Genomic DNA, 24,086 nt, shown 5'->3' with positions numbered 1-24,086 from the left:
GAGCGCTTGGGCCGGCGTGATCCTTCGGGCTGGTCCGCGCAGCACGTAGCCTGCGAGGAATCGTTGAATTCCGGGAGCGGTCTCATGGAGATCACATGGCGTCAGGTCGAGGAGCAGGACTTCCCGCTGCTGCGGAGGTGGCTCCAGCAGCCCCATGTGAAGCGGTGGTGGAATCACGAGACCACCGCGGAGGCGGTGGCGCGCGACTTCGGCCCCGTCGCCCGGGGCGAGGAGCCCTCGGAGGACCTCCTCGCATTCCTCGAAGGCCGTCCGGTCGGTCTCGTACAACGGTCACGCCTGCGCGACTACCCCGAGTACCTGGCCGAGCTGGCGGCCATCGTCCCTGTACCTGACGGCGCGATGACCATCGACTACCTGATCGGTGATGCCCGCCGGACCGGCCAGGGCATCGGGACGGCGGTGATCGACTCCGTCATCGTGCGAACCTGGGCCGAGTACCCGGCCGCCCCGTGCGTTCTCGTCCCGGTGGTGGCGGCCAACCGCCCTTCGTGGCGGGCGCTCGAGCGGGCAGGGCTGCACCGGGTCGGGGTCGGAAACCTGGAGCCGGACAACCCCCTCGACGACCGGACCCACTACCTCTACCGCGTCGACCGGCCGTAAACCGGATACTGACGCTCTCACCTGCCGGCCAACCAGAACGCTCAGCCTCGCCGGCTCAAGCGAACATCCGCCCAGAGGCCGGCCCGGTGCCTGCTGCTTCCCGCGCACCCGACTTGCCGCCGTCTCGTCATGCCCACGTCCGGTTGCCGGCTGTTTCCTGAACGTCAAGGAGCTGTCCCTGTCCGCTTCTTGTGCCCCTCTTAGGTTCCTTTCAGGCTTTGGAAGAAGGAACTCATGGACGAACTCCTCGCAATCCGGGCGCGCGGGATCACCAAGTGTTTTGGCGACGTCATCGCACTCGACGACATCGTTCTGGATGTGGGGCAGGGTCAGATTCACGGCCTGGTAGGACCCAACGGCGCCGGCAAGACGACATTGCTGGGCCTGTTGCTGGGCCTGGCGGTCGCCGACAGCGGCAGTCTTGAGATCCTTGGTGTGCCGGTCGGGCGGGCGCACGCCGCTCCCGAGGGCGTTGCCGGTTTTGTGGACGGGCCTGCTCTCTACCCCTCGCTGACTGCCAGGCAGAACCTTGCCGCGCTGGGCGCGCTCCGCGGTCACGACGCGCGGACGGCGGGGATCGATGACGTACTCGACCAAGTCGGGCTGACCGATGTCGCCGACGACAGGGCCCGCGGCTTCTCCCTGGGCATGCGCCAGCGGCTCGGGCTCGCCGCCGCCCTGCTCACCAAGCCCCGGCTGCTCGTGCTCGACGAGCCGTCCAACGGTCTCGACCCGGCCGGCAAGAATCACGTACACGGTGTTCTCCGCCGCCTGGCGGCAGACGGAACCAGCGTCGTGCTCTCGAGCCACCGCATGGATGACCTCGAGGCCCTGTGCTCCGAGGTCACCATCGTCGCTGCCGGAAAGGCAGTCTTCTCCGGCCCGCTGAGCAAGCTGGCCGCCGAGGACCGTGAACTCGACTACCGGCTGCTCACCTCCGACGTGCAGGCTGCACGCCGGCTGGCGGCCGGCACGGACGGGGTCCGCGTCGTCGAGGAGTCCGGGACACCGAACGCGGCGGCGGTGCTCGTCGTACGCGCGCCGGTATCCGCTCTCGACGAGCTGGTGGTGCGGGTCGTGCACGCGGGAATCGCGCTGCGTGAGCTTGCCCCCGTGATGTCACCGCTCGAGGCCGCGTTCCTGGCCCTCACCGAACAGCAGGAGCCCAGACGATGACCGCGACCCTGACCACCGGCCACGCGCAAGCCGTCCATCGCGTCTCGGTGGTGCGCGGCTACCGCTTCGAACTGGTCAAGCTGGTCTCACAATGGCGGATCCGCTTGCTGGTACTCGTCTGCTGGGTCGTACCGGCGCTTTTCGTCGCGGTGGTGAGCCGGCAGAGCACCCTGCCTGTCGACACCCTCTTCGGGCGCTGGATGAACGCAACGGGCTGGGCGGGACCGCTGGTGGTGCTCGGCTTCGCGGGCACCTGGGCGCTGCCGCTGCTGACCTCGCTGGTCGCCGGTGACGTCTTCGCCTGTGAGGACCGGCTCGGCACGTGGCGTCACCTGCTCGTGGCGGTGCGGTCGCCTCGACGGATCTTCGCGGCGAAGGCCCTGGCCAGTCTCACCGTCATCCTCCTGCTCGTCGTCGGGCTGGCAGTGTCCAGCGCGGCCGGTGGGGTCCTGGCCGTCGGCAACCAGCCGCTGGTCGGCCTCGACGGCCACTTGCTGACGTCGGGAGACGCCGCCGTCAAGGTTCTGCTCGCCTGGGCGTGCGTACTTGCCCCGACACTCGCCCTCGCTGGTGTCGGACTGCTGGGGTCCGTCGTGCTGGGACGGTCCCCGATGGGGCTGCTGCTGCCCGCACTGGTCGCGCTCGCGATGCAGCTCGCCCAGATGCTGCCGCTGCCCGTCGCCATGCGGCTCGCCCTGCCCGGGTACGCCTTCATCGCCTGGAACGGCTTGTTCACGAGTTCCGCCCAGCTCGCCCCGATCCTGATCGGCATCGCGGTCAGCCTGGTGTGGGCGATGACCGCGACAGGTCTGGCGTATCTGGTCTTCCTGCGACGGGACTTCACCAGTCCGGCTGACGAGGGCTCGGGACGCCGTGCGGTCACCGCTGGAGTTCTGCCGCTGCTCTCCCTCACAGCCGTGACGTTCGGGGCCGTCGTCGGGACGACGGGGGCCACGGGCTCCGGGATCAGTCAGGAGAAGGTACAGCGCTCGGTTGCCACGGCATTCGCCCACCTCTATCGCATACAGACCCAGCAGCTCCACCGTCCCGCCGTCACCGAGGCGCAGTTGCAGGCCACAACGGCGTGCAGCAAGGGCGGCGTCGACAGGAATGCCCAGGGGCCGGGCAACGACTGGCACTGCGTCGTCTCCTGGCACCTCCCCGGCGTCACGACCACCGGGACGGCCATCTACCAACTCGACGTCACCGCAGACGGGCGGTACGTGGCCGACGGCGACGGGCCGAAGGAAGTGAACGGCTACTTCCTGGTGCGGACCCCGACCGGGGACGCACCCAACCCGCTGTGGCAGTTCGACGGCAACGTCGAACTCCTCGACACCACCTCGAAGGGAAACTAAATGCAGGTCACACGGCAGCGCCGGGGTAACGAGAAGAAGCAGATCAGCGTTTTCGGCAGACGCGTCGGCCGCCGGACCTCTCTGGTGACGGTGGTGGGCATCGGCGTCGCTCTCGCCGTCACGGGCACCGCCGTTGCCCAGACGCACGGGTTCGACACCCAGCAGGTCGGCCAGACCACCGCCAACGGCCAGGTCATCTCCAGCGACCAGTACATTGCCCCGTACGGCCACCGCACCGTCATCAACGACGGCAAGATCATGTCGTCCTCGGTCAGCCCGGACGGCGCGCATCTCGCGGCCACCGTCACCGATGGCAACATCGCGCTGGTCATCGTCGACCTCAAGACCGGCGACGTGACACAGCGCGTCAAGGGCAAGCCCGGGCAGGGCAACAGCGTCGGCCAGGAGGGCCCGGTCTACTCACCCGACGGCAAGCAGCTGTGGCTGGGCCAGACCGACGGCTACACCAAGTACACCGTCAACACGGACGGCACCCTCTCCGACCCGGTGACCGTCTCCATTCCGGCCGAGGGCCCCAAGCACGCGCTGGCGGCCGCGGCCGTGTTCTCGGCCGACGGCTCCACCGTGTACGGCGCGGTCAACGGCCAGAACCGGGTGGTCGCCATCGACGCGGCGACCGGGGCCGTCAAGCAGAGCTGGTCCGTGGGTAACGCCCCGCGCGGCATGGCCGAGGCCGGCGGCAAGCTCTACGTCAGTAACGAGGGCGGGCGTCCGGCCAAGCCCGGCGACACCACGATCAACTCCTACGGCACCCAGGTGCCGGCCAACCCCAGGACCGGTGCCTCCACCACCGGCACGGTCAGCGTCATCGACCTGGCGAACCCCCAGGCCGCCCCGTCGAGCATCGACGTCGGCCTGCACCCGACCGCGGTGTACGCGAAGAACGGCACGGTGTTCGTCACCAACACCGCCGACAACAACGTGTCGGTCATCGACACCAAGAAGAACAACGTCGTCCAGACCATCGACACCCGGCCGTGGCCGGAGGCGTCGGTCGGCTACGAGCCCAACGCGGTGACACTCACCGACGACGGCCGCCTGCTGGTGACTCTCGGCCGCGCCAACGCGGTCGCCGTCTACCGCTACACCTCCCCGCAGCAGCCGGCCAAGTACGTCGGCCTGCTCCCGACGGACTACTTCCCCTCGGAGATCACCACCGTCGGCAAGAACGTCATCGTCTCCAACACCCGTGGTATCGACGCCCGCCGCCCCACCGCCGCCAACGGACACGGCACCCACGACACGACATCGAGCCTGACGCAGTTCACACTGCCGGACGACAGGACCATCAAGTCCCAGACGGCCAAGGTCTTCAAGCAGAACGGCTGGACCAAGAACTCGGTCGAGACAGCCAGGGGCAAGGGCCACAAGAAGCCGGTACCGGTGCCCGCACGGATCGGCGACCCCTCGACGATCAAGCACGTGTTCCTGATCGTCAAGGAGAACCGGACCTACGACCAGGTCTTCGGTGACATCCCGCAGGGCAACGGCGATCCGTCGCTGACGCAGTTCGGCGAGAACGTGACGCCGAACCAGCACGCCCTGGCCCAGCAGTTCGGGCTGTACGACAACACCTACGACATCGGCACGAACTCCGCCGAGGGCCACAACTGGCTGATGCAGGCCGACAACCCGGAGTACACCGAGTCCTCCGCCGGTGAGTACCTGCGCAGCTACGACACCGAGGACGACGCTCTCGGCCACCAGAAGTCCGGCTTCATCTGGACCGGTGCGCAGGCGGCCGGCAAGTCCGTCAAGGACTACGGCGAGTTCCAGACACTCGAGAGCAAGCCGTCCGGCGCGTCCTGGCAGAACCTGTACTGCGACGCCAAGAACATGGACACCACCGGGCAGAAGACCGCCTACCCCATACAGACCGGTTCCGCGATCCCGTCGCTGAACGATGTGTCGGTGCCCGGCTTCCCGAAGTTCGACACCAGTGTCCCCGACATCTACAAGGAGCAGATCTGGCAGCAGGACTTCAAGAAGAACGGTCCGGCCGCCCTGAACATGTTCTGGCTCTCCAATGACCACACCGGTGGCCCGGCGAGCGCGCCCGCCCAGGTCGCCGACAACGACCTCGCGGTCGGCAAGATGGTCGACCAGATCTCACACAGCCCGTACTGGAAGGACTCGGCGATCTTCGTCGTCGAGGACGACTCCCAGGCAGGCCTCGACCACGTCGACGGCCACCGTGCCCCGATCCAGATCATCAGCCCCTGGGCCCAGCACAGCACCGTCGACAACCACTACTACTCACAGATCACGATGATCCGCACCATCGAGCAGATCCTCGGGATCCACCCGATGAACCAGCTCGACAGCGCGGCCACCCCCATGTCCGGGGCATTCACCGCCAAACCCGACGACAAACCGTTCACAGCACTGCCCAACCGGACCTCGCTGACCGACGGTGCAACCGCGCCCTCCTGCGGCGTGGACACACCCGCGTCACAGAACCCCAAAGCAGCGCCCGTACCGTCGTCGAAGGTCCCGACGGACAAGAAGCCGCTCGCGGCGAAGTGGGACAGCTGGAAGTCCAAGCAGCGCCTGACCGGTCCCAACGCGATACCGGACTTCGCCAACCCCGAACAGATGAACCGCTACACGTGGTACCAGACACACAACTGGAACAAGGCGTACCCCGGGGACAGCAAGATCTACGCACCGAACGACGTGCCCGGCGCCTACATCCCGTCGGCGGAGTCCGACGGCTGACCCGGCCCATCACACAGCTGTCTCAGCCGATCACATCAAGGGGGCCTCTGGCCGGCGTCACTGCCGGTGAGAGGCCCCTTCCGCCCTGTGTAGCCCCCAGCACAGGGCCTTCGACCAGCCCAGCCCGGACACACCGATCTCCTCCACCCGCTCCAGCGGCCAGGCGAAGACCATGCCCGTCATCCGCGCAGACGGCCCGCGCAACCGCTCCAGCCCCGAAATCCGGGCACCCGCCGGGGACCAGGGCGGCCACCAGGCCCGCCGGCACCGCCGCGTCCGCCCGGCGGGCGACATAGGCGAGTTTCGCTGTGTACGGACTGTGACGCGGAGTAGGAATCAGAGGCGCCGAGGCCGGTGATTTGTGAGCCCGGGCATAGGGCCCACATCACACAGGACGCCACCTAGTAGACCCGCGACACGGTTTCCCCCTTCGTTACGGGCCCCACCCCACCCCTGTCCGTTTTGTCACTATCTGGGGTCGTAGGTCACATAATTGCCAACAGCCAGGCCCCTCTCGCAAGGTGTTGGACATACCGGGGAGCCGAGCGCCGGACCGGGCAGAGCAACACCGCCCGCCATCCAGACACCGGCCCCACGACACGCACCAAGGCCCCAGCGCCTCACCCGTGTCGCCGACCCCCCAGTCGGCCTCCCCACGCGACGTCCCCACCTGGAGAGGTACAACCATGACTGCCACCACCCGCCGCACCCACACCTTCCGCAAGACCTCCGTCGCCGGCATCGCCGGCGCCGGCGCCGCCGCCATCGCACTGACCCTGGTCCCCCACTCCGCACACGCCGCCGAGCCCGCCCCCACGGCCGTGTCCGCCGCCGCCGTCACCACCACCCAGGTCGCCAAGCAGGCCGCCCACGCCGAGAAGGCCGCGCACGCCGCGAAGGCCGCCCAGCACACCGCGGCGAAGAAGACCCCCAAGGGCAAGCACGACGACGCCGTCACCGCGATCGTCAAGAGCAGCAAGTACAGCAACAACCTCGACGGCTGGATCCGCGAGTCGCTCGCCATCATGAAGGCCAAGCACATACCCGGCAGCTACGAAGGCCTGCACCGCAACATCATGCGCGAGTCCAGCGGCAACCCCCACGCCCAGAACAACTGGGACATCAACGCCCAGAACGGCATCCCCTCCAAGGGACTCCTCCAGGTCATCCAGCCCACCTTCGACACCTACCACGTCAAGGGCACCAAGAACAGCCTCACCGACCCCGTCGCCAACATCGTCGCCGCGGCCAACTACGCCGCCGACCGATACGGCTCGATGGACAACGTCAACTCCGCCTACTAATAGCGGAATTGACCACAAACCCCACGACCACCTGGGTCCGTGGGACGGCTGACTCCCCCGGGAGCAGCAGGACTCAGGTCCTGGCGAGGGCTGGAACAGGTTCACGAGTGAACCCGTCCCAGCCCTCGCCTCTTTCTGCCCCGACACGCTCGTAGCCGCCGGCTCCGACCGCCGCCGTGCCCTGTGGACGCGGGGAAAGGCCCCTCGCCCGCCGGTCGTTGTGCGCATCCTCGTACTCGACGGCGTCGATGCCGCGCGCACTCGATCCGACTCCGCACCTGACCGGCCGGCCAAGTCCTAGCTCTGGCGCCGTACGTAGAGACGGTTGCCCTCCGGGCCGGTCCACTCCAGGCGTACGACGCCGGCCACCGCGGCATCACCTGTGCGGGACGGATCGGCCCAGTAGCCGACGGCCGGGTTGCGGAAGAAGGTCGCCCACAGGTCTCCGTCGCGGTCCGTGAAGAAGTTGTTGTGTCCGGCGCCCACGCCCGCGGTCCAGCGCTCCGAGTACGGTCCTTCGAATCGGTCGGCGACGGCGACGACCGCGTCGTACTGGTACTGCGTCCGGCCGGTGCCCGCCCCCTCGTAGCTGTAGCGGGGGCTGCCGTAGGCATCGATCGAGGTACGGTCCCACGCGGACTGCACCAGGTAGTACTTGCGGGCGTACTTGAAGACGTACGCGCCCTCAAGGTACGGCTCTGGTGTGTACGGCTTCTGCTGGAAGGCCGGGAGGTCCGTCGTCGGGACGATGTCCTCCATGTCGTCGCGGAACTTGGCGTAGAGGTTGTTGTGCAGCACCAGCCACGCGTCGGCTCCTTCCGAGAAGAGGCCGCCGTCGATGTGGTAGTACGCGCCGGGCTTGATGAACGAGGGTCCGCCGATGAACGAGTCACCGAAGGGCTTTTCGAGGTTGCCTTCGGCGAGGCGGTACGGGCCCGCGACCCCGCCATCACTCACCAGCAGGAATGAGCCGACCTTCTGGGAGTGGTCGCCCATGCACGCGACGATGTACCACTTGCCGCGGAAGTAGTGCAGTTCGGGCGCCCACGCCTCACCGCGCTTGCCGAACTGGTCGTCGTACCAGTACTCCTGCCACGGCGCGACGACCGTGCGGCCGGGGCGGTTCTCCCCGACGAACTCGGGTGACCACACCTTTCCGCGCTCGGCGCCGGGCCGGATGCCGCTGGTGTCGGCCAGTCGCCAGGGGCCGTGCAGGGACCGTGCCGTCCACACGAAGATGCCGTCGTTCCAGGGGCCGGCCACTGCGAGGCCGGGCACCCGGGTGGTGCCGGTGGCGACGTAGAGCGGGCGGCCGTCGACGACGAAGCAGTTGACATAGGTGTCGCGCATCCAGACGCGGCCCAACTCCTTGTCTCTGGGGCGTAGTTCGAGGGGAAGGACAAAGGAGTTGTCCTCGCGCGGCCACAAGTCCTGACGGGCATCCGCGAGTCCGTACGGCTTGGGATCGGGCCAGTTCGACGGGGAGTGAGTCGTCGGGTGCGCCTGCGTGTGCGCGGGCAGCGCCTCGGCGGCACCCGTGGGCAGCGCCTCGGCAGTGGCCGTGGGCAGCGCGGCCACTCCCATGGATCCGGCTATGCCGGCCAGCATGGACCGTCGGCCGATGTGCATTCCGTTCTCGGATCTCTTCATCAGGCTGTCTCCTTCGTCGTCAAGGGCTGCGGCGTGCTGTCTGCGTGCGGTTCATGGCCGTCCGGCCCGGAGTGCGCTTCGTGCCCGTCGGATTCGAAGGCGGAGAGCGTGGTGTCGTAGTCCGTCTCCACGTCGTACATCGGCGTCATCCAGTGGTAGAAATTGTCGCCGCGCTCGCGGAGCAGGTCGTACAGACGCCGCATCAGTTCCGTACGTATGCTGCGCAGTTCGGGGTGGTCGTAGCGGTTGTGCAGCTCGTCGGGATCGGCATCGAGGTCGTACAGCTCGTTGCGTGACTCGGGGTTGACCACCAGCTTGTGGCTTCTGGTGCGCAACATCCGCTGCGGGTACGGGAAGTGGTGACCATGGAATTCGGCGAGATGGTGCTCGTCCCACCGTGGGTGCTCACCGCGGACGAGGGGCAGCAGGCTGCGGCTGTCCACCGCCGGCTCCGTCGCGCTGCCCGCCAGGTCGAGGATGGTGGCGGTGCAGTCGGTGAGGGAGACGAACTCCTCGCGCACCTGGCCCTGCGGGGCGCCCGGGACCTTCAGCAGCCCGGGGATGCGGTAGATGTCCTCGTACATGGCCGGCCCCTTGTCGTGCAGCCGGTGGGCGCCGGTGAACTCGCCGTGGTCGGCGGTGAAGAAGACCGCCGTCCGGTCGTCGAGCCCCAGTTCGCGCATGGCGTCGAGGATGCGTCCGATCTGCTCGTCGACGAGTGTGACGTAGCCCCAGTAGACGGCGATCAGCTTCCGCGACTCCTCCAGCGTCATGGTGTCGAAGGCCCACAGCTTGCTGTAGTTCTGCTGGACGGTCGGTTTCGCCGCGAAGGTCTCACTCACGGAGGCGGGCAGTTCGACCAGCCCGGGGTCGTACATGTCGTAGTACGCGTCCGGGAGGATGTACGGCAGATGCGGGCCGAAGAAGTGAGTGGCCAGGAAGAACGGCGCGCCGTCACCGTGGTCCTCCTGCGCGGCGAAGCGGTGGAGCATCTCGATGGCGCGCGTGGCGAGGTAGTACTCGAAGGTGGCTTCGACCGGCTGGTGGAGGCGGGCGGCAAGGAGGTTCCCGGGGCTGCCGTTGGGCGTGGTGCCCCGCACCGGATCCGTGATGCGGTACGGGGGCAGGCCGTTCTCCGCCAGGTACGCGAGGTAGTCGGGGTGGTCCACCGGGTTGTGCCAGCCGGCCAGGTCAGGGCCCTCGAAGCCGTAGTCGGCGGCGGTGCGCCGTACGCCGCCGTGCCACTTGCCGAGCAGGCCGAGGTTGTAGCCCTCGGAGCGCAGTTGCTCGGAGAAGGTGAACTGTCCGTCGGAGAGATCCTCCAGATAGCCGACGTTGCGTTCGTAGTTGGCCAGCAGCTTGTGCCGGAACGGAGCCGCCCCGGTGAGCAGGCTGGCGCGCGCCGGGGTGCAGATCGCGGTAGGGGTGTAGAAGCTGTCGAACCGCGTTCCCTCGTCCGCGAGCCGGTCGAGGTTCGGGGTGTGCGTGTGCGGATTGCCGTACGCGCCCAGGGTGTCCACCCGGTGTTGGTCGGTCATCAGGAAGAGCATGTTGCGGCGCACGGAGGGCCTTTCGGGTCGGTGGGCCTCGCAATCGGCCGGGACGGACGGACGCATCGGACGTCGGCATTTCGGGCACGCCGCCATGACGCCTCGGCAGATGCCGCTTCGGGGTGGCCGATGCGGCTTCCGGTGCGTGCTCGACGGTGCCGTGCGACGCATGTTCCGGCCCGGCGATGATTTAAGTCAAGAGGGTGGACGCAAATAGTACGGAGGCGCCCCGCCAAGGTACGCATCCACCGTTCCGCGTTACTGAAGGGCCGGCGGGCGGGGTGCCGGGTACGACTGCACCGTACATTCGGCAGGCCGGAGCCGGCCCGCTGCAGGGGCTGTTGACACGGAGCGTTCACATGAACAATTTGTTTCGAGTTATTGACGAAAATACCCGGCACTCACATGCTGTCCTGCATGCACGAACACGACGGTCCGCTGACGCGCCTCCGCCGCAGCCATGAGCAAGCGGTTCTCGGTCTGCTCCGCAGGCACGGCCCACTGAGCCGCGCCGAGTTGGGCGACCGCAGCGGGCTGTCCCGCACCACGCTCCACGACATCCTCGCCGGGCTGGTGGGCAATGGCTCCGTGGTCACCGGCACACCCCACGTCGAGGTACGCAAGCGCGGTCGGCCGGTCGAGAAGCTCAGCCTCAATCCGGCAGCCGGCGAGGCGGTCGGCATCGACTTCGCGCGCCGCTCCGTGCACGTCGCGGCCGTCAACTTCGCCCATGAGGTCGTCGGTTCGGCGAGCGAGGCGCATGCCGCAGACCTGTCCTGGCCCGAGCGGATCGATATCGCCGGACGTCTTCTCGCCACGTCGGCCACCGTCCAGCTCGACGCACTCAGCGCGATCGGCGTCGGCGTAGTCGGACCGATCACCGACCCCGGCAGCGGAAACGCCCGTGCGCAGGGCATCGACGGCCTGCCGGACCTCCTGCGCAAGCAGTTCGGTGTGCCTGTGCTCCTGGACAACAACACCCGGCTCGCGGCGCTCGCCGAGGCGGTGTGGGGTGCGGCGGCGGACAGCAGCGACGTGCTCTATCTGCGGTTGTCACACGGCGTCGGTGGCGGACTGGTCGTGGGCGGCGCGCTGCACCGCGGCCGCCACGGCCTGTCCGGTGAGCTCGGGCACATCACCGTGGACCCGGCCGGCAGACCGTGCGACTGCGGCGGGACCGGCTGTCTGGAGACCCGTGCCTCGCTCGACGCGGTGCTGCACCGCTACCGCGAAGGCGGCGGCCTGGCCGATGGCCTCGCTGGGTTCCTCGACGCCGCCGCTGCCGGCGAACCGTCCGCCCTGGAGGTGCTGGAGCGCGTCGGCAACGACGTCGGCTGGGTGCTGGCCGCGGTCTGCCATGCCGTCGGCCCGGGTGTCATCGTCGTCGGCGGCGAGCTGGCGGAAGCCGGCCCCGCGCTGCTCGAACCGGTCGAACGGGCCCTGCGGCAGCACCTGATGCCGATGGCCCGCCCACACGTGGACGTACGGCGCGCGACGCTCGGCGACGCGGGCAGCGCGCTGGGCGGCATCGCCCTCGTTCTTCATGAATCCCCCCTGCTCTCCCACTACCCGCAGCCCGTCCCCGAGGAGAACGCGTGAAGCCACCAGCGAGGAACCCATGGCTGTGATCGCTCCGGTCGAGAAATCCGCCGCCGAAGGGCGGCAGCGGCGACCGCGCCGTTCCCGGCACCGAACCCTGCTCCTCAACGTCGTCGCAGTGGCGGCAGGCATCGCCGTCTGGGCGGTCGTGGCCGCCCTGGGCCTGGTCGAGAACCTGCCCGCGCCGACGGGGGTGGCCGAGAAGGCCGGCACCATGATCTCCGACGGCACTCTGGCATCCGACACGTTCGCCAGCCTGCGCCGGGTCTTCCTCGGCTACGCCCTCGGCGTGGCTGTGGCCATCCCGATCGGCTTCCTCATGGGCTGGTACCCCACCGCGCGCGCCCTGATCGAGCCGTACATCCAGTTCTTCCGCACCATCCCGCCGCTCGCGCTCATTCCGCTGGCGGTCGTACTGCTGGGGATCGGCGAGGTGCCGAAGATCGCCGTGATCTTCCTGGCCTCGTTCATGTCCTGCGTCCTCTCCTCCTTCCAGGGCGTCATCGACGTCGACAGGACACTCATCAACGCGGCCCGGGTGCTCGGCGCATCGGACCGCACCATCTTCGCCAAGGTGGTCGTCCCTGCCTCCACCCCGTTCATCCTGGTCGGCATGCGGATCGGCCTCGGCGCGTCCTGGGCCACCGTGGTCGCCGCCGAACTCATCGGCGCTCAGGAGGGTTTGGGCTACCGGATGCAGAAGGCGTCCACCTGGTTCGACATGGACGCGGTCTTCGTGTCCCTGATCACGATCGGCGTACTCGGGCTCGTCATGGACCGGCTGCTGCTGCTGGCCGAGCGACGCCTCACCGGCTGGCAGGAGCGACGATGAACAGCAAGATCACCTTCCGTGACGTGGTGAAGACCTTCCCGCTGAAGGGCGCGTCCTTCACCGCGCTCGGCGGAGTGAGCCTGGACATCGCGGACCAGGAGTTCGTCACGGTCGTGGGCCCGTCCGGCTGCGGCAAGTCCACCCTGTTGAGCATGGCCGCAGGGCTGCAGGAGCCCGACTCGGGCAGTGTCCTGGTCGACGGCACACCAGTGTCAGGACCCGGCCCCGACCGGGGGGTGATCTTCCAGCAGTACGCCCTCTTCCCCTGGCTGACCGTGCGGCAGAACGTGGAGTTCGGGCTCAAGATCGCCTCGGTGCCCGCCGCCGAGCGGCACCGGCGCACCGAGCAGGCCATCAGCCTCGTCGGTCTGAACGAGTTCGCCGAGGCCCTGCCCAAGACCCTCTCCGGAGGAATGAAACAGCGCTGCGCCATCGCCCGTGCCTACGCGGTCGATCCCCAAGTGCTGCTGATGGACGAGCCGTTCGGGGCGCTCGACGCCCTGACCCGGGTGCAGCTGCAGGACCAGCTGCTGGAAACCTGGAGCCAGGAGAAGCGCACCGTGCTGTTCATCACCCATGACGTGGACGAAGCCGTCTACCTCGCCAGCCGGGTCGTCGTCATGGCCGCCAGGCCCGGCCGCATCCATCGCGTCATCGACGTGGATCTGCCCTATCCCCGTACCGAGGAAATCCGGCTCTCGCCCGAGTTCCTGCACATCCGCAACAGGGTGTGGACTGCCGTGTACCACCAGGAAGCCCCGCCCCTGGCGGCCTGATTCGTCATCCCAGGGCCCTCGCCCCGAGCCCTCGTTGCAGGAACTTCGCAGAATCGACCCGCGCACCGCCCCGAGAGGAAGTTTCCGCATGCCCAGAAAGCCGATCAGGCACGCCGTCACGGCACTGCCCCTCGCGTTCATGCTCTCGCTGTCGCTCAGCGCCTGCTCCGACAGCGCTTCCGAGGACAACAGCACGGTTCGGTTCGGCTACATCGGCGACTACAACGGGGCCAGCCTGCTGGCGATCGCCGACAAGCAGGGGCTGTGGAAGAAGGCGGGCCTGACCGCACACGTGAAGTCGTTCAACAACGGTCCCGTGCAGGTCCAGGCGCTCAGCGCCGGCGACCTCGACTACGGATACATCGGTCCCGGCGCGATGTGGCTGCCGGCCTCCGGCAAGGCCAAGGTCATCGCCATCGACACCCTCACGCACGCGGACCGGGTCATCGGGCAGCCCGGCTTGAAGTCCATGAAGGACCTCAAGGGCAAGCGGGTCGGCGTACCCGAGGGCACCTCCGGCGACATGGTCCTCAACATCGCCCTGGCGAAGGCCGGGATGACCGCGAAGGACATCGACAAGGTCAACATGGACCCGTCCACCATCGTCTCCGCCTTCTCCTCGGGGAAGATCGACGGCGCCGGCTTCTTCTACCCCGCCATCGACACCATCAAGAAGAAGGTTCCGGGCCTCGAAGAGATAGCGAGTACCAAGGACACCGGGGACGCCTTCCCCACCGCGTTCGTCGCCGGTACCAAGGTGCCCGAGGCGAAGAACAGCAAGGTGATCAAGGTGCTGCAGCAAGCCAACGACTGGCGCAAGCAACACCCGGAAGAGTCCGTCGCACTCGCCGCCAGGATGCTCCAGGTCACCGTAGCCCAGGCCAAGTCCGACGCCTCTCATGTGGAGACCCTCTCCACCGCGGACCTGGCCGCGAAGACCAAGAGCGGCGAGGTGAACCAGTGGCTGAAGAAGCTGGGCGAGTTCTTCGTCCGCAACAAGCAGCTGGATGACAACCCGGACCCCAGTGACTACTACGAGGGCGATCTCTACGGGCAGAGCTACGGCAAGTAGTCCTCGACCACGAATCGGTCTCCCCGCGCGGGGCACACCCGTCTCCCAGGACCGCCGCGTTCAGGCAGCGTGCGCTGGGGAGTATGTCGTGGCTTCGGCGATGAGGAGGGCTACGTCGTCGTGGTCGTCGGGATGCCGCAGGGCGTGCAGGAGCCATCGGCAGGTGTCCTGAAGGGCCCAGCGTGGTTGGTCGAGGGCGCGGAGCAGGGTGTCCAGGCGCTCGTCGATGGAGTGTTGGCGGGTTTCGACGAGGCCGTCGGTATAAAGGTGCAGCCGGTCGCTGGGATCCAGGTCGAACGTGGTGGTGTCGAAGGGAATGCCGCCGACACCGAGGGGAGCGCCGGTGGGCAGGTCGAGCAGTTCGGGCGGTTGCCCGGGATGGACGAGAGCAGGCGGGAGGTGGCCGGCGTTCGCTATGTGGCACTGGTGGGTGTGCGGGTCGTAGACGGCGTAGATACAGGTGGCAATGTAGTGCTCAAGACCGCGGGTGATCTTGTCGAGGTGCTGGAGGACTTCGTCGGGTGCCAGGTCGAGGTCGGCGAAGGCGCAGGTGGCGGTGCGCAGGCGTCCCATGGCGGCGGCTGCTGCGATGCCGTTGCCCATGACGTCCCCGACCACCAGGGCGGTTTTGTCGCCGGTGAGGGGGATGACGTCGTACCAGTCTCCTCCGACCTCGCTGGATGCCTCGGCCGGCTGGTAGAGCGAGGCGACCTCCAAGCCCGCGAGCTCGGGCGGGCGGCCCGGCAGGAGGCTGCGCTGGAGGGTGATGGCGGTGTTGCGGATGCTCTGGTGCCAGCGCGCGTTGTCGATGGCCACGGCGGCTCGGGCGGCGAGTTCCCCGGCGAGGATCACGTCGTCCTCGTCGAAGGGCAGCGGGTTGCGGGCACGCAGCAGGTCGAAGGCGCCGAGGACCTCGTTGTGCGCGATCAACGGCACTGCCAGGTAGGAGTGCACCCCCGCCCGCACGAACCGTGCTGCGGCGTCGGGGTCGCGGGCGATGCGCAGCAGATCGTCCCGATCGGTACGGGCGACGATGACGGGCCGGCCGGTGTGGACGCACTGGGTGATCAGACGGTCGGGGCCGTAGGCCGCCAGGTCACCGACCTTGTCCGCGGCGGTGGTGGCTTCGGTGGGATAGGCGGCTGCTACGGCGAGGGCGCGGAACAGCTCCGTGCCCTCGTGGGAGCCCGCGGTGCGGCGGAAGGCCAGCACGGCGTCGAGGACGTCGACCGCGGCCACGTCGGCGAGTTCGGGGACGGCGACGTCCGCCAGTTCCTGGGCGGTCTTCTCGACCTCCAGGGTGGTGCCGACGCGGGCGGAGGCGTCGGCGATCAGTGTCAGGCGGCGCCGGGCCCGGTCCGCCTCGGCGGTGGCCCGGTGGCGTTCGCTGACGTCGACGACTGAGAGCGCCACCCCGGTCACCCGCCCGCTGGGGCCCTCAAGCCGGTAGTAGGAGGCCGACCAGGCGTGATCGTGATCCGGGTCTGCCGGGGTGCGGCCGACGGCGTACTGGTCGATCACGGGCGTGCCCGTGATCAGGACCTGCCGGAGCGCGGATTCGATGGTGTCGACGTCGAGGAACGGCAGGATGTCGTGGGGATGGCGGCCGATGTGGTCGGCCGCGCTCAGGCCGTTGATCCGTTCCAGGGCGCCGTTGACCATGATGTAGCGCAGATCGTTGTCCAGGAGTGCGATGCCGATGGGGGCCTGGGAGACGAGGCGCTGGGACAGCGCCAGATCGGTCTCCACCCGCTGCAGTGTGCTCTGGTCGGCGGCGATGCCCAGGGCGTAGACATCGCCGAGGTCGTCCATCAGCCGCATGTTGCGGAACTCCACCAGGCGTGTGCTGCCGTCCTTGTGCCTGATCGGGAAGGCGCCGGCCCAGCCGGCGCCGGTCGCCATCACCTCGGCGAACAGCTTGGTCACCAGGTCGCGGTGCTCCTCGCGGACCAGCAGCCGGGGCGCGTCCTGCCCCAGGGCCTCCTTCGCGGTGTAGCCGAACACCTCATCCGCCTGGGGGCTCCAGAACACGATCCGCCCCTTGGGGTCCAGGACGACCGCGGCCACACTGAGCAGATCGAGCAGTCCGCCCGGCGGCGACGGCCCGTCGAACCGGCGCTCCCACTCCTCACCCGGTGGCGGCTTGTCGGCACCCATGCCTGACAGCTCCCTCCTGATGCAGCCCCGACAGCTACGCCCGCGAGGGCCTTTCCTTCTATGCTGCGCCTCCGAGCTGGATGGAGCACGATCAGGGAGATGCTCCCGCAGGGCGGGGGGCGGTGCCCATGACCTGGAGCCACCGAGCGACGAGCCGATACCGGCCACCGGTACGGGGCGGCGTCGGTCAGGTCGCGTACACCCTCCGTACGTTGTCCCTCGGAACCGGCCGTGCCTTCGCCGCCGGCCCGGTGGCGAAGCCCCGCAGGAGGTTCTCGGTGGTACGGGTGACGAAGGCCCTCGTCCGGGCGTCCATACCGTGGTCACGGCCGCCGTCCCGGGTCCCGGCAGTCAGGCCCTCGACCCACCGCATCGTCCCGGAGGCGAAGACACCGGCGCCGCTCGGCACGGTGTAGTAGGCCGAGTCCGAGTGGCTGCTCCGGCCCTTGCAGTCGAGTGGGGAGTGGGCCAGGATCTCCAGGGGCGCGGGGGTGGGCGCGCCCGGGGTGACCCGGTCGTACTCCACACCCACCAGGTGTTTGAAGGAGTCGCCCTTCTTCACCCCGGTCCCCTCGAAGAGCCAGTGGTCCGCGCTGTGGACGACATACGGCGCGTCCGTGGGATACCCCTCGTAGAAGACGCCGGTCAGCGAGGACTCCGGGTCCGCGGCGGGTGGCTGGCGGAAGTCCTGGGTCGGCAGGCCGTGGTGGTTCGCGAAATCGGGGTCGTCCTGGTAGGCCGTCTTGTAACAGACCACGGTGCGGGCGGTGCCGGACGGCCCGGGCTCCACTCTGACCCGGCGGAAACAGGTGTTGGCGCCCAGGAAGACCAGATTGGTGCCCGCGTCGCGCGCCCGGGTCACGTGCCGCCTCTGTTCCGCGGTCCAGTACTCGTCGTGGCCGAGCGAGACGGCCGTCGTGGCCCCGTGCAGCACGGACGGGGCGGAGTGGATGTCCAGTCCCGTGGTGTAGGCGAGCGGGATACCGAGCCGCTCCGCGAGGACCACCGCCGCCCGCTCGTAGACCATGAACTTCTCGGCGCCGTTCAGGTCGTACGGCCGGTCGAAGCCGACGGCCAGCGAGCGTGTGGTGTAGGCGCCGTCCTCGCCCTGGTAGAGGCTGTACCCGCCCCATGCGTTGTACGCCTGCCAGGTCGCGGGCGCGTGCATCAGCAGGGTCGTGCCCGAGGCGCTCTCCGAGCGGACGACCAGTGGGACGTATCGCTGGTGTCCGTTCTCCGCGTCGAGTCTGAGCAGATACGCACCAGCGGGCCAGCCTTCGGTGCGGACGCCCAGGGTGCGCCGCCAGTCAGCCCGTACGCTGCGGGTGCCGGAGACCAGCCGCGGTGGCGGCTGGTGCTCTCCGGCCACCCGGTCCGATCTCCAGACCAGCCGGGCCTGCGCCCCGCCGTACCAGCCGACCCGGTAGGCCGAGACCCGGAAGCCGGGTGCGGTGCTGGAGACGTGCAGCCCGAACTCCTCGCCCGGCACCACGCTGACCTTGTCGGTGTAGCCCTGGACCGCCTCGGACGGGCCCTGGGATCGGATCCGCCAGTCGGGGCTGCCGGGCCTGGCCCGCTCCGCGTCGGCTGCGGCCCGGGCTTCACCTGCGGAGCTGGAAGCGTTGGGGCGGGGCGAGGCACCGGCGTGCTGGCCCGACGAGTCGCATCCGGCCACCAGCGCCGTCGCGAGGCCGGTGGCACCCGCTGCGGCGGCGCCGAGGAAATGTCTGCGGTCCAGGCATGTCCGGGTGCCGTCCGCTCCGCCGTCCTGGCGGTGGCCGTCGCGCTCCCTGCCCTCGTCCATCGATACTCCCTGCCCGCCGTGTGCGTCGGGACCATCGTGGACCGGCACGAATGACCCCACGAACGCAGAGCGTCCATCTGCGGGCAGCACGGCGGCCGGCTGTACGCCGATCGGCGCAGCAACAGGGTGGCGCCGGTGACCAGGCGTTCGAAGAGCACAGCGACAGCGACAGCGACGAGGAAGGCTGCAGATCATGGTGGCCGATGGTTCATTGCCGTCCCGGAGAGGGCAGGAGCACTGCCGCACAGTTCGATCATTGCGTCGTGTTTCCCTGTTGTCTACATGCGTGTAGTAGCTTGCATCGCAAGGGGGCCGGGCCATCCCGATCTTGTAGTCGACAGGCACGTGGCAGGGGACAGTGCGCACGACCCGGCGCCGAAGGCCACCGGACTCGCCCCGCTTCTGATGCCGTCCACGTACATGAGAGAACGAGCGTGACAACCGATGAGCAGACAGTGGCCGCCTCTCGGACTGCGGGAGGGATGCGGAGCAGCCGTTCGATGAGAGTGACGGTCGGTACGCGGCAGAGCGATGCCGCGGATATGCCGGGGTTGCTCACAGCTCACGATGGTGGGCCCGGGCCGGCGACTGCCTCACGCCGCCGGCTCCAGGACGGCCTGCTCACCCGCCCGGGGGTCGCGGTCTCCGTATCGGTGACCGGCATAGTCCTCGTGATCCTCGTAGGTGCCGGCGCGCCCAACAACAACACGCTCAGGCTGCCTCTGCCGTTCCCGCTGCTCGCCCCCATGCCAGGCCTTGCCGCGACCCTGGCCACCGTCGCCTCCATCACTCTGTCGTCCCTCGGGCTGGTCGGCATGCTCGGAGCCCACCGACGCGGCTGGAACCCCAGTCCACGAAAGCTGTTCGGCCTCGGCGCCCTGGCAGTGGCGGTAGTCGTCAATCTGACACCGGTCGGCTCCTCCGATTCGGCCAGTTACGCCGCATACGGCCGGATCGCCGCCCTCGGCGGTGACCCCTACACGACCACACCCGCTCAACTCGGCGGAGCATACGCACACTGGGTCGGCACCGCCTGGCTCCACAGCCCTTCCGTGTACGGACCGGTCGCAACCTGGCTGCAGACCACGGCGGCCCAGATCGGTGGGCACAGACCGTGGTTGACCATCTGGCTGCTGATGCTCGCCAACGGTGCGGCGTTCCTGGCTGCGGGATACGTCCTGCTGAAAACGGCTCCCGATCCGGTCAAGGCCGGCCTGATCTGGGTCGCCAATCCCGTCCTGATCGTGGAACTGGTCGCGGGCGGGCACCTGGATACCTCCGTCGCCGCACTCGCGGTCTGCGCCGTCGCCCTGACCGCTCAACCCGCCCGCCCACGCACCGACTTGCTCATCGGACTGCTCATTGGCCTGGCCTGCAGCATCAAGATCAGCGCAGCCCTGCTGGGGCTGGCGCTGCTCTGGCCACTGCTGCGCGCACACGCCTGGGGCCGGATCGCCCGGCAGAGCGCCGCCTGCCTGCTCGTCCTGCTCTGCGGCTACGGCTTCTACGGGGTCCATGCGCTCGCCCCGCTCTCGGCGGCCTCCCACATGGTCTCCGCCCCCACCCTCTGGGCTCCCCTCCAGCAGTTGGGCCAGGCAACTGTCGGCCAAGCCACGACCAGCACCGTCATCAGCGTCAGCTGGCCCCTTCTGATGTTCGCCCTCGCCTGGCTGATTCACCGCAGGATCCCCCCGGAGGCCCCGCTGACCGTCTCAGTACCCTTCGCGCTGGCATTCGCGTGGATCCTGGTGGCACCTTGGTCGATGCCCTGGTACACGGCGATAGTCTGGAGCACAGCGGCTCTGATCCCCCGCGGCGGTCCGCTGGTCCGTTGGCTGATCCTGACGACCGCCATCCTCGCCCTGGGCCACAACGGCGGTGGCCACGGCTCGACATGGTAAGCAAAGAGTCAGTTCGCCGATTCAGTTCCTGATGGTCGCGTCGCTTCCGCACCGGCGATCTGTCCCTCACACCCGCAGCCGCAGGGGGTCGTCGCCGGGAAGGACTGCCTGGAGTGGGGCGGGCGGCGCGGTGAGGAGGTCGCGGCCCTCCTCCGTGGCGCGGGAGAGCAGGACGCCCGGGATGTTGTCCCGGGTTGCCACCAGGACCGCGGCGGAGAGGGCCCGGGCGAGTTCCACCGCGTCGGGGCGCGTGAGGGGGGCGACGGTCAAGCCTGCCGCGTCGAGGGGAATCAGCGAGTCGACGGTGTGCCAGATGCCCACGTCGATCCGGCCGAGCAGGACCGCCCGCGGCACGGACGTGAAGTCGGTCGGCACATAGCGGCCCGCGCCCTCCGGGAACTCGGCATGGGTGAGCCGTTGGTGGTCGTCGGAATCCAGGTCGATGCCGATGCGGAGTTCCGCCCCCTCTGCGACACGCCCGGGCCCGGGGGTGCGGGTTACGACGACGAGGCTTCCCGGCGCGTAGTAGGTGCCGCTCCCCAGGGTGAGCGTGCGGTGGCCGGCTCCCGCGGTCAGCAGGTCTCTGGCGGCTCCGGCGGACATGAGGGCGATGTCCGCCCTGTTGGCCTCGACCGCCCGCAACCGGGCTTCCGCGCCGCGCAGGTGACCGGCCGTCGTGTACGCGCCCACCGGGGCGAAGCGCTCCGCCACCGCCGTGGCGACGCGCATCGACTCCGGCGGGGCGTTCGGCGGAAGCAGCAGGTGTACTGGGCTGAGTCGCGCCGCCGACCACAGCAGGGCCGCGTCGAGTTCGGTGATGTAGGTCCCCTGGTGGCCCCGGGCGACCAGGGACATCGCCCCCTCATTCCTGAGGTCCTTCAGCGCCTTCTGGACCGTACCGGAGCCGACACCCAGCGACTCCTGGTAGTGGACGGTCGTCGGCAGCCGCCCCCCGACCCCCGCACGGAGCACGTCCCGGGCGATGACCTCCCTCGGGGCTGGGCCGACTCGGGTGGTGGAACTCAAGGCTGCCATGGTCACGCGGCGCTTTCGGACTGTGTGGCGGATGTGAGGACATGCTGTGCTGCGGCTGATCGGCGCGTCAACGGGCTGACACGTGTTCAGGCCAGGAATGTCCTGGCACGTTCGACCGAGTCACCATCATGGACGACCGCGTGCAGGGCCGACAACACGCGTTCGGGCCGCTCTGCCCGGAATACCCGTCGGCCGAACATCACTCCGCCACCGCCCGCGGTGACGGCGTCATGCGCCAGCGCGAGCGTGTCGAGCGGGTCGTCGCCGCCCTTACCGCCGGCCAGCAGGATGGGCGCGTAGCAGCTCTCGGTCACCTCGGCGAAGGCTTCCGCGGAGCCGGGCCACAGCGCCTTCACGAGGTCGGCACCGATATCGGCGGAGATCCGGCAGTACATGCTCATGACCTCGGCACTGAGGGCATCCGGGTCGACGCCCTCCAGAGCGGAGCGCGGCTCAATGATCAGGCCGAGTCCGAAGCGCTCGCAGTCGCGGGCGATGCGGGCGTTGCGTTCCACCTCGGCACGCTCGAGCCGCGTGTCGCGCTGCCCCAGGTAGAGGTACGTCATGACGGCGTCAACACCGGCGGCGGCGACCGCCTCCAGGTCGGCGAGCTGGGCGAGCACCCCCTCCCCACGGCCTTCGGCCCCGGGGGTGTAGATGCCCCGGGCGTGGTTCTTCCAGTCCAGATGGAGGATCAGCCCCGGCTTGTCGCGCCCGGTGAACGTGTCTTCCAGGAGAGGGACCATTCCGGGCGTCACCATGATGCCGTCGGCCGTAGTCAGCTTGGTGAAGACCGACCGGATCTCCGCTGTGCTGCGCAGTCCGGCGGGCGGCCCGCTCGTCACCCCGTGGGAGGCGGCGACCACGACCGCCCTCCCGCTTGCGGGCCTGACCAGTCGCCCGAGGCGGATCTTCTTACCGGTTCGCGCGTCCATGAAATCGCTCCAATATGCAGCTTGCAGAGAATTGCATTGTGACCTTAGGATCTCACCTAGCGGCTGTCAATCGAGCCGCCCGGCGCACCGGCTCCGGCCGGCGCCCACACGGCGCAAGCCGCTCCTCCCCCGGAACCAGCAAGATCTGGAGCACCCATGACAGACCTCTCCGCCGTGCTTACCGCCCTGTCCCACGATCTCGGCCCGGATGCGGTCCATACCGATGAGGTGTCCCTCTCCGCCTCCAGCCATGACTCATGGCCGCTCTCCGCCAAGCTCGACAAGATCGGCCGGCACACCCATCGCGCCGATGTCGTGGTCACGGTCGACTCGGAGGCCGGCATACGCGCGGTGCTCGCTGTGGCAGCGGACCACGATGTCCCCGTCACCGTCCGCGCGCTCGCTTCGTCCGTGACCGGCCAGCCGCTTCCGGTGCGAGGTGGCATCGTGCTGGACGTCTCCGCCCTGCCGGCCAGGTACACCGTGAACACCGAGAACCTCACCGTCGAGGCATCCGCCGGCTACAACGGCGGGCAGCTGGAAGCGGAACTGCAGGAGCGGGGCTGGACGTTGGGCCACTCACCGCAGTCGCTGCACCGTTCAAGCGTCGGCGGCTGGCTCGCCACTCTCGCCACCGGCCAGTTCTCCTCGTACTACGGAGGCATCGAGGACCTCGTCGTCGGCTACACCGTGATTCTCGCGACCGGCGAGACGCTGACGCTCTCCGCAGCGCCCCGCGCCGCGATGGGGCCGGACCTGCGCCAGCTGTTCCTCGGCTCCGAGGGCACGCTCGGCGTCATCACGTCCGTCACGCTGAAGATCTTCCCGGTGCCGCCCGTCCGGCTCCTGGAGACGTACCGGCTGCCGTCGGTCGAAGCAGGTGTGGCCGTGATGCGGGCCCAGGCCGCGGCCGGGCTGCGGCCCTTCGTGCTGCGGCTGTACGACACGGCCGAGGCCCGGCACGCGCTCCAGGACGACACAGCTGACTGCCCTGTGATGTTCGCGGGCGCCCAGGGGCTCGAAGCTGTCGCCCGAGCCGAGCTCGACGCTCTCAACTCGATCGTCGCCGAACACGGCGGTACGCCCACCGGGCCCGGCGGCACAGAGAAGTGGATGGCCAGGCGCTTCGACTTCTCCGGCGTGGAAAATCTGCTCGCCGAGGACGGCGGATACGCGGAAACCGTGGAGGTAGCTCACACCTGGACCGGCATCCTCCCCCTCTACCACGCACTCACCGAGGCGCTCGCGCCGCTGGCGGACGAAGTCCTCGCCCACTTCTCGCACGTCTACACCCAAGGCACCTCCCTCTATCTGATCCTGCGCGGCAAAGCCGAGAACGACGAAGAAGCCGTAAGCCGGCTGGAACAGGTGTGGTCCACCGCGATGCGGGTGGCCCTCGAACACGGCGCCGAGCTCTCCCATCACCACGGTGGCGGCCTGGCCAGGTCGCCTTACACCAGGCGCTCCCTCGGCTCTTCGCACCTGCTGCTGCGCCGCTTGAAGAACGCCCTCGATCCGAACGGCGTACTCAACCCCGGCAAGCTCGGACTCTGATTCCCCCGCTCCGAGGAAAGGCA

General features: G+C 68.8%; 17 protein-coding genes. 11 read left to right on the top strand and 6 right to left on the bottom strand.

The features are described from left to right. Positions 1-84: 84 nt before the first annotated feature. The 5 genes from OG210_RS32270 to OG210_RS32250 all read left to right on the top strand — a co-directional run bounded on the left by OG210_RS32270 (position 85) and on the right by OG210_RS32250 (position 7,198). Positions 85-621 (top strand): GNAT family N-acetyltransferase, encoded by a 537-nt coding sequence (locus OG210_RS32270; protein ID WP_328323077.1) that lies wholly within the window; start codon positions 85-87, stop codon positions 619-621. A gap of 234 nt (positions 622-855) precedes the next feature. Continuing rightward, entirely contained in the window at positions 856-1,797 is a 942-nt protein-coding gene (locus OG210_RS32265; protein WP_328323079.1) for an ABC transporter ATP-binding protein, read from the top strand. Then, positions 1,794-3,155 carry an ABC transporter permease gene (locus OG210_RS32260; RefSeq protein WP_328323080.1) on the top strand — a complete coding sequence of 454 codons (1,362 nt, stop codon included), beginning with the start codon at positions 1,794-1,796 and terminating at the stop codon, positions 3,153-3,155. The genes OG210_RS32265 and OG210_RS32260 overlap by 4 nt, the downstream gene beginning before the upstream one ends. Then, positions 3,156-5,894: a bifunctional YncE family protein/alkaline phosphatase family protein gene (locus tag OG210_RS32255; protein ID WP_328323082.1), complete on the top strand. Its 2,739-nt coding sequence runs from the start codon at positions 3,156-3,158 to the stop codon at positions 5,892-5,894. 686 nt (positions 5,895-6,580) lie between these two features. Next, positions 6,581-7,198, top strand: coding sequence for a transglycosylase SLT domain-containing protein (locus tag OG210_RS32250; protein WP_371540053.1), 618 nt, complete (start codon positions 6,581-6,583; stop codon positions 7,196-7,198). A 297-nt stretch (positions 7,199-7,495) separates the two neighbouring features. Here the strand turns inward: OG210_RS32250 and OG210_RS32245 are convergent, their stop codons facing one another. Together OG210_RS32245 and OG210_RS32240 are read right to left on the bottom strand one after the other, a co-directional pair. Continuing rightward, positions 7,496-8,848 carry a family 43 glycosylhydrolase gene (locus tag OG210_RS32245; protein ID WP_328323085.1) on the bottom strand — a complete coding sequence of 451 codons (1,353 nt, stop codon included), beginning with the start codon at positions 8,846-8,848 and terminating at the stop codon, positions 7,496-7,498. After that, positions 8,848-10,398, bottom strand: a complete 1,551-nt coding sequence (locus OG210_RS32240; protein ID WP_328335266.1) for a sulfatase-like hydrolase/transferase — start codon at positions 10,396-10,398, stop codon at positions 8,848-8,850. The genes OG210_RS32245 and OG210_RS32240 overlap by 1 nt, the downstream gene beginning before the upstream one ends. A 405-nt stretch (positions 10,399-10,803) precedes the next feature. Here OG210_RS32240 and OG210_RS32235 point away from each other — a divergent pair, with 405 nt between their 5' ends. The 4 genes from OG210_RS32235 to OG210_RS32220 all read left to right on the top strand — a co-directional run bounded on the left by OG210_RS32235 (position 10,804) and on the right by OG210_RS32220 (position 14,677). Then, positions 10,804-11,997 (top strand): ROK family protein, encoded by a 1,194-nt coding sequence (locus OG210_RS32235; protein WP_371540051.1) that lies wholly within the window; start codon positions 10,804-10,806, stop codon positions 11,995-11,997. A 19-nt stretch (positions 11,998-12,016) separates the two neighbouring features. Further along, a complete protein-coding gene (locus OG210_RS32230) occupies positions 12,017-12,829 on the top strand; it encodes an ABC transporter permease (RefSeq protein ID WP_328323089.1) in 813 nt (270 codons plus the stop codon). Next, on the top strand, positions 12,826-13,605 hold the full coding sequence (locus OG210_RS32225) for an ABC transporter ATP-binding protein (protein ID WP_328323091.1): 780 nt from the start codon (positions 12,826-12,828) through the stop codon (positions 13,603-13,605). Before OG210_RS32230 ends, OG210_RS32225 begins: the two co-directional genes overlap by 4 nt. Positions 13,606-13,693: 88 nt before the next feature. Then, positions 13,694-14,677, top strand: coding sequence for an aliphatic sulfonate ABC transporter substrate-binding protein (locus tag OG210_RS32220; RefSeq protein WP_371540048.1), 984 nt, complete (start codon positions 13,694-13,696; stop codon positions 14,675-14,677). A gap of 60 nt (positions 14,678-14,737) precedes the next feature. Here OG210_RS32220 and OG210_RS32215 read toward each other — a convergent pair whose 3' ends face one another. Both OG210_RS32215 and OG210_RS32210 read right to left on the bottom strand, forming a co-directional pair. After that, positions 14,738-16,834, bottom strand: a complete 2,097-nt coding sequence (locus tag OG210_RS32215; protein ID WP_371540046.1) for a SpoIIE family protein phosphatase — start codon at positions 16,832-16,834, stop codon at positions 14,738-14,740. Positions 16,835-17,021: 187 nt separating this feature from the next. Continuing rightward, complete coding sequence (locus OG210_RS32210) at positions 17,022-18,638, bottom strand: N,N-dimethylformamidase beta subunit family domain-containing protein (protein WP_371540045.1); 1,617 nt, start codon at positions 18,636-18,638, stop codon at positions 17,022-17,024. 500 nt (positions 18,639-19,138) lie between these two features. Here OG210_RS32210 and OG210_RS32205 point away from each other — a divergent pair, with 500 nt between their 5' ends. Next, on the top strand, positions 19,139-20,539 hold the full coding sequence (locus OG210_RS32205) for a hypothetical protein (protein ID WP_328323099.1): 1,401 nt from the start codon (positions 19,139-19,141) through the stop codon (positions 20,537-20,539). 66 nt (positions 20,540-20,605) lie between these two features. Here OG210_RS32205 and OG210_RS32200 read toward each other — a convergent pair whose 3' ends face one another. Beyond that, positions 20,606-21,565: a YhfZ family protein gene (locus tag OG210_RS32200; protein ID WP_328323101.1), complete on the bottom strand. Its 960-nt coding sequence runs from the start codon at positions 21,563-21,565 to the stop codon at positions 20,606-20,608. Positions 21,566-21,660: 95 nt separating this feature from the next. Continuing rightward, positions 21,661-22,509 (bottom strand): hypothetical protein, encoded by an 849-nt coding sequence (locus OG210_RS32195; protein ID WP_328323102.1) that lies wholly within the window; start codon positions 22,507-22,509, stop codon positions 21,661-21,663. Positions 22,510-22,665: 156 nt separating this feature from the next. On the opposite strand from OG210_RS32195, the gene OG210_RS32190 reads away from it, so the two are divergent. Then, entirely contained in the window at positions 22,666-24,063 is a 1,398-nt protein-coding gene (locus tag OG210_RS32190) for an FAD-binding oxidoreductase (protein ID WP_328323103.1), read from the top strand. Positions 24,064-24,086 lie beyond the last annotated feature (23 nt).

This window comes from Streptomyces sp. NBC_00466, from assembly GCF_041433995.1.
Lineage (GTDB): Bacteria > Actinomycetota > Actinomycetes > Streptomycetales > Streptomycetaceae > Streptomyces.
This window is presented reverse-complemented; position numbering and strand designations above follow the sequence as displayed.

Coding starts and splice junctions, on each gene's coding strand:
- OG210_RS32270 (WP_328323077.1), top strand. CDS start 85: ATGGAGATCACATGGCGTCAGGTCGAGGAGCAGGACTTCCCGCTGCTG.
- OG210_RS32265 (WP_328323079.1), top strand. CDS start 856: ATGGACGAACTCCTCGCAATCCGGGCGCGCGGGATCACCAAGTGTTTT.
- OG210_RS32260 (WP_328323080.1), top strand. CDS start 1,794: ATGACCGCGACCCTGACCACCGGCCACGCGCAAGCCGTCCATCGCGTC.
- OG210_RS32255 (WP_328323082.1), top strand. CDS start 3,156: ATGCAGGTCACACGGCAGCGCCGGGGTAACGAGAAGAAGCAGATCAGC.
- OG210_RS32250 (WP_371540053.1), top strand. CDS start 6,581: ATGACTGCCACCACCCGCCGCACCCACACCTTCCGCAAGACCTCCGTC.
- OG210_RS32245 (WP_328323085.1), bottom strand. CDS start 8,848: ATGAAGAGATCCGAGAACGGAATGCACATCGGCCGACGGTCCATGCTG.
- OG210_RS32240 (WP_328335266.1), bottom strand. CDS start 10,398: ATGCTCTTCCTGATGACCGACCAACACCGGGTGGACACCCTGGGCGCG.
- OG210_RS32235 (WP_371540051.1), top strand. CDS start 10,804: ATGCTGTCCTGCATGCACGAACACGACGGTCCGCTGACGCGCCTCCGC.
- OG210_RS32230 (WP_328323089.1), top strand. CDS start 12,017: ATGGCTGTGATCGCTCCGGTCGAGAAATCCGCCGCCGAAGGGCGGCAG.
- OG210_RS32225 (WP_328323091.1), top strand. CDS start 12,826: ATGAACAGCAAGATCACCTTCCGTGACGTGGTGAAGACCTTCCCGCTG.
- OG210_RS32220 (WP_371540048.1), top strand. CDS start 13,694: ATGCCCAGAAAGCCGATCAGGCACGCCGTCACGGCACTGCCCCTCGCG.
- OG210_RS32215 (WP_371540046.1), bottom strand. CDS start 16,834: ATGGGTGCCGACAAGCCGCCACCGGGTGAGGAGTGGGAGCGCCGGTTC.
- OG210_RS32210 (WP_371540045.1), bottom strand. CDS start 18,638: ATGGACGAGGGCAGGGAGCGCGACGGCCACCGCCAGGACGGCGGAGCG.
- OG210_RS32205 (WP_328323099.1), top strand. CDS start 19,139: ATGAGAGTGACGGTCGGTACGCGGCAGAGCGATGCCGCGGATATGCCG.
- OG210_RS32195 (WP_328323102.1), bottom strand. CDS start 22,509: ATGGACGCGCGAACCGGTAAGAAGATCCGCCTCGGGCGACTGGTCAGG.
- OG210_RS32190 (WP_328323103.1), top strand. CDS start 22,666: ATGACAGACCTCTCCGCCGTGCTTACCGCCCTGTCCCACGATCTCGGC.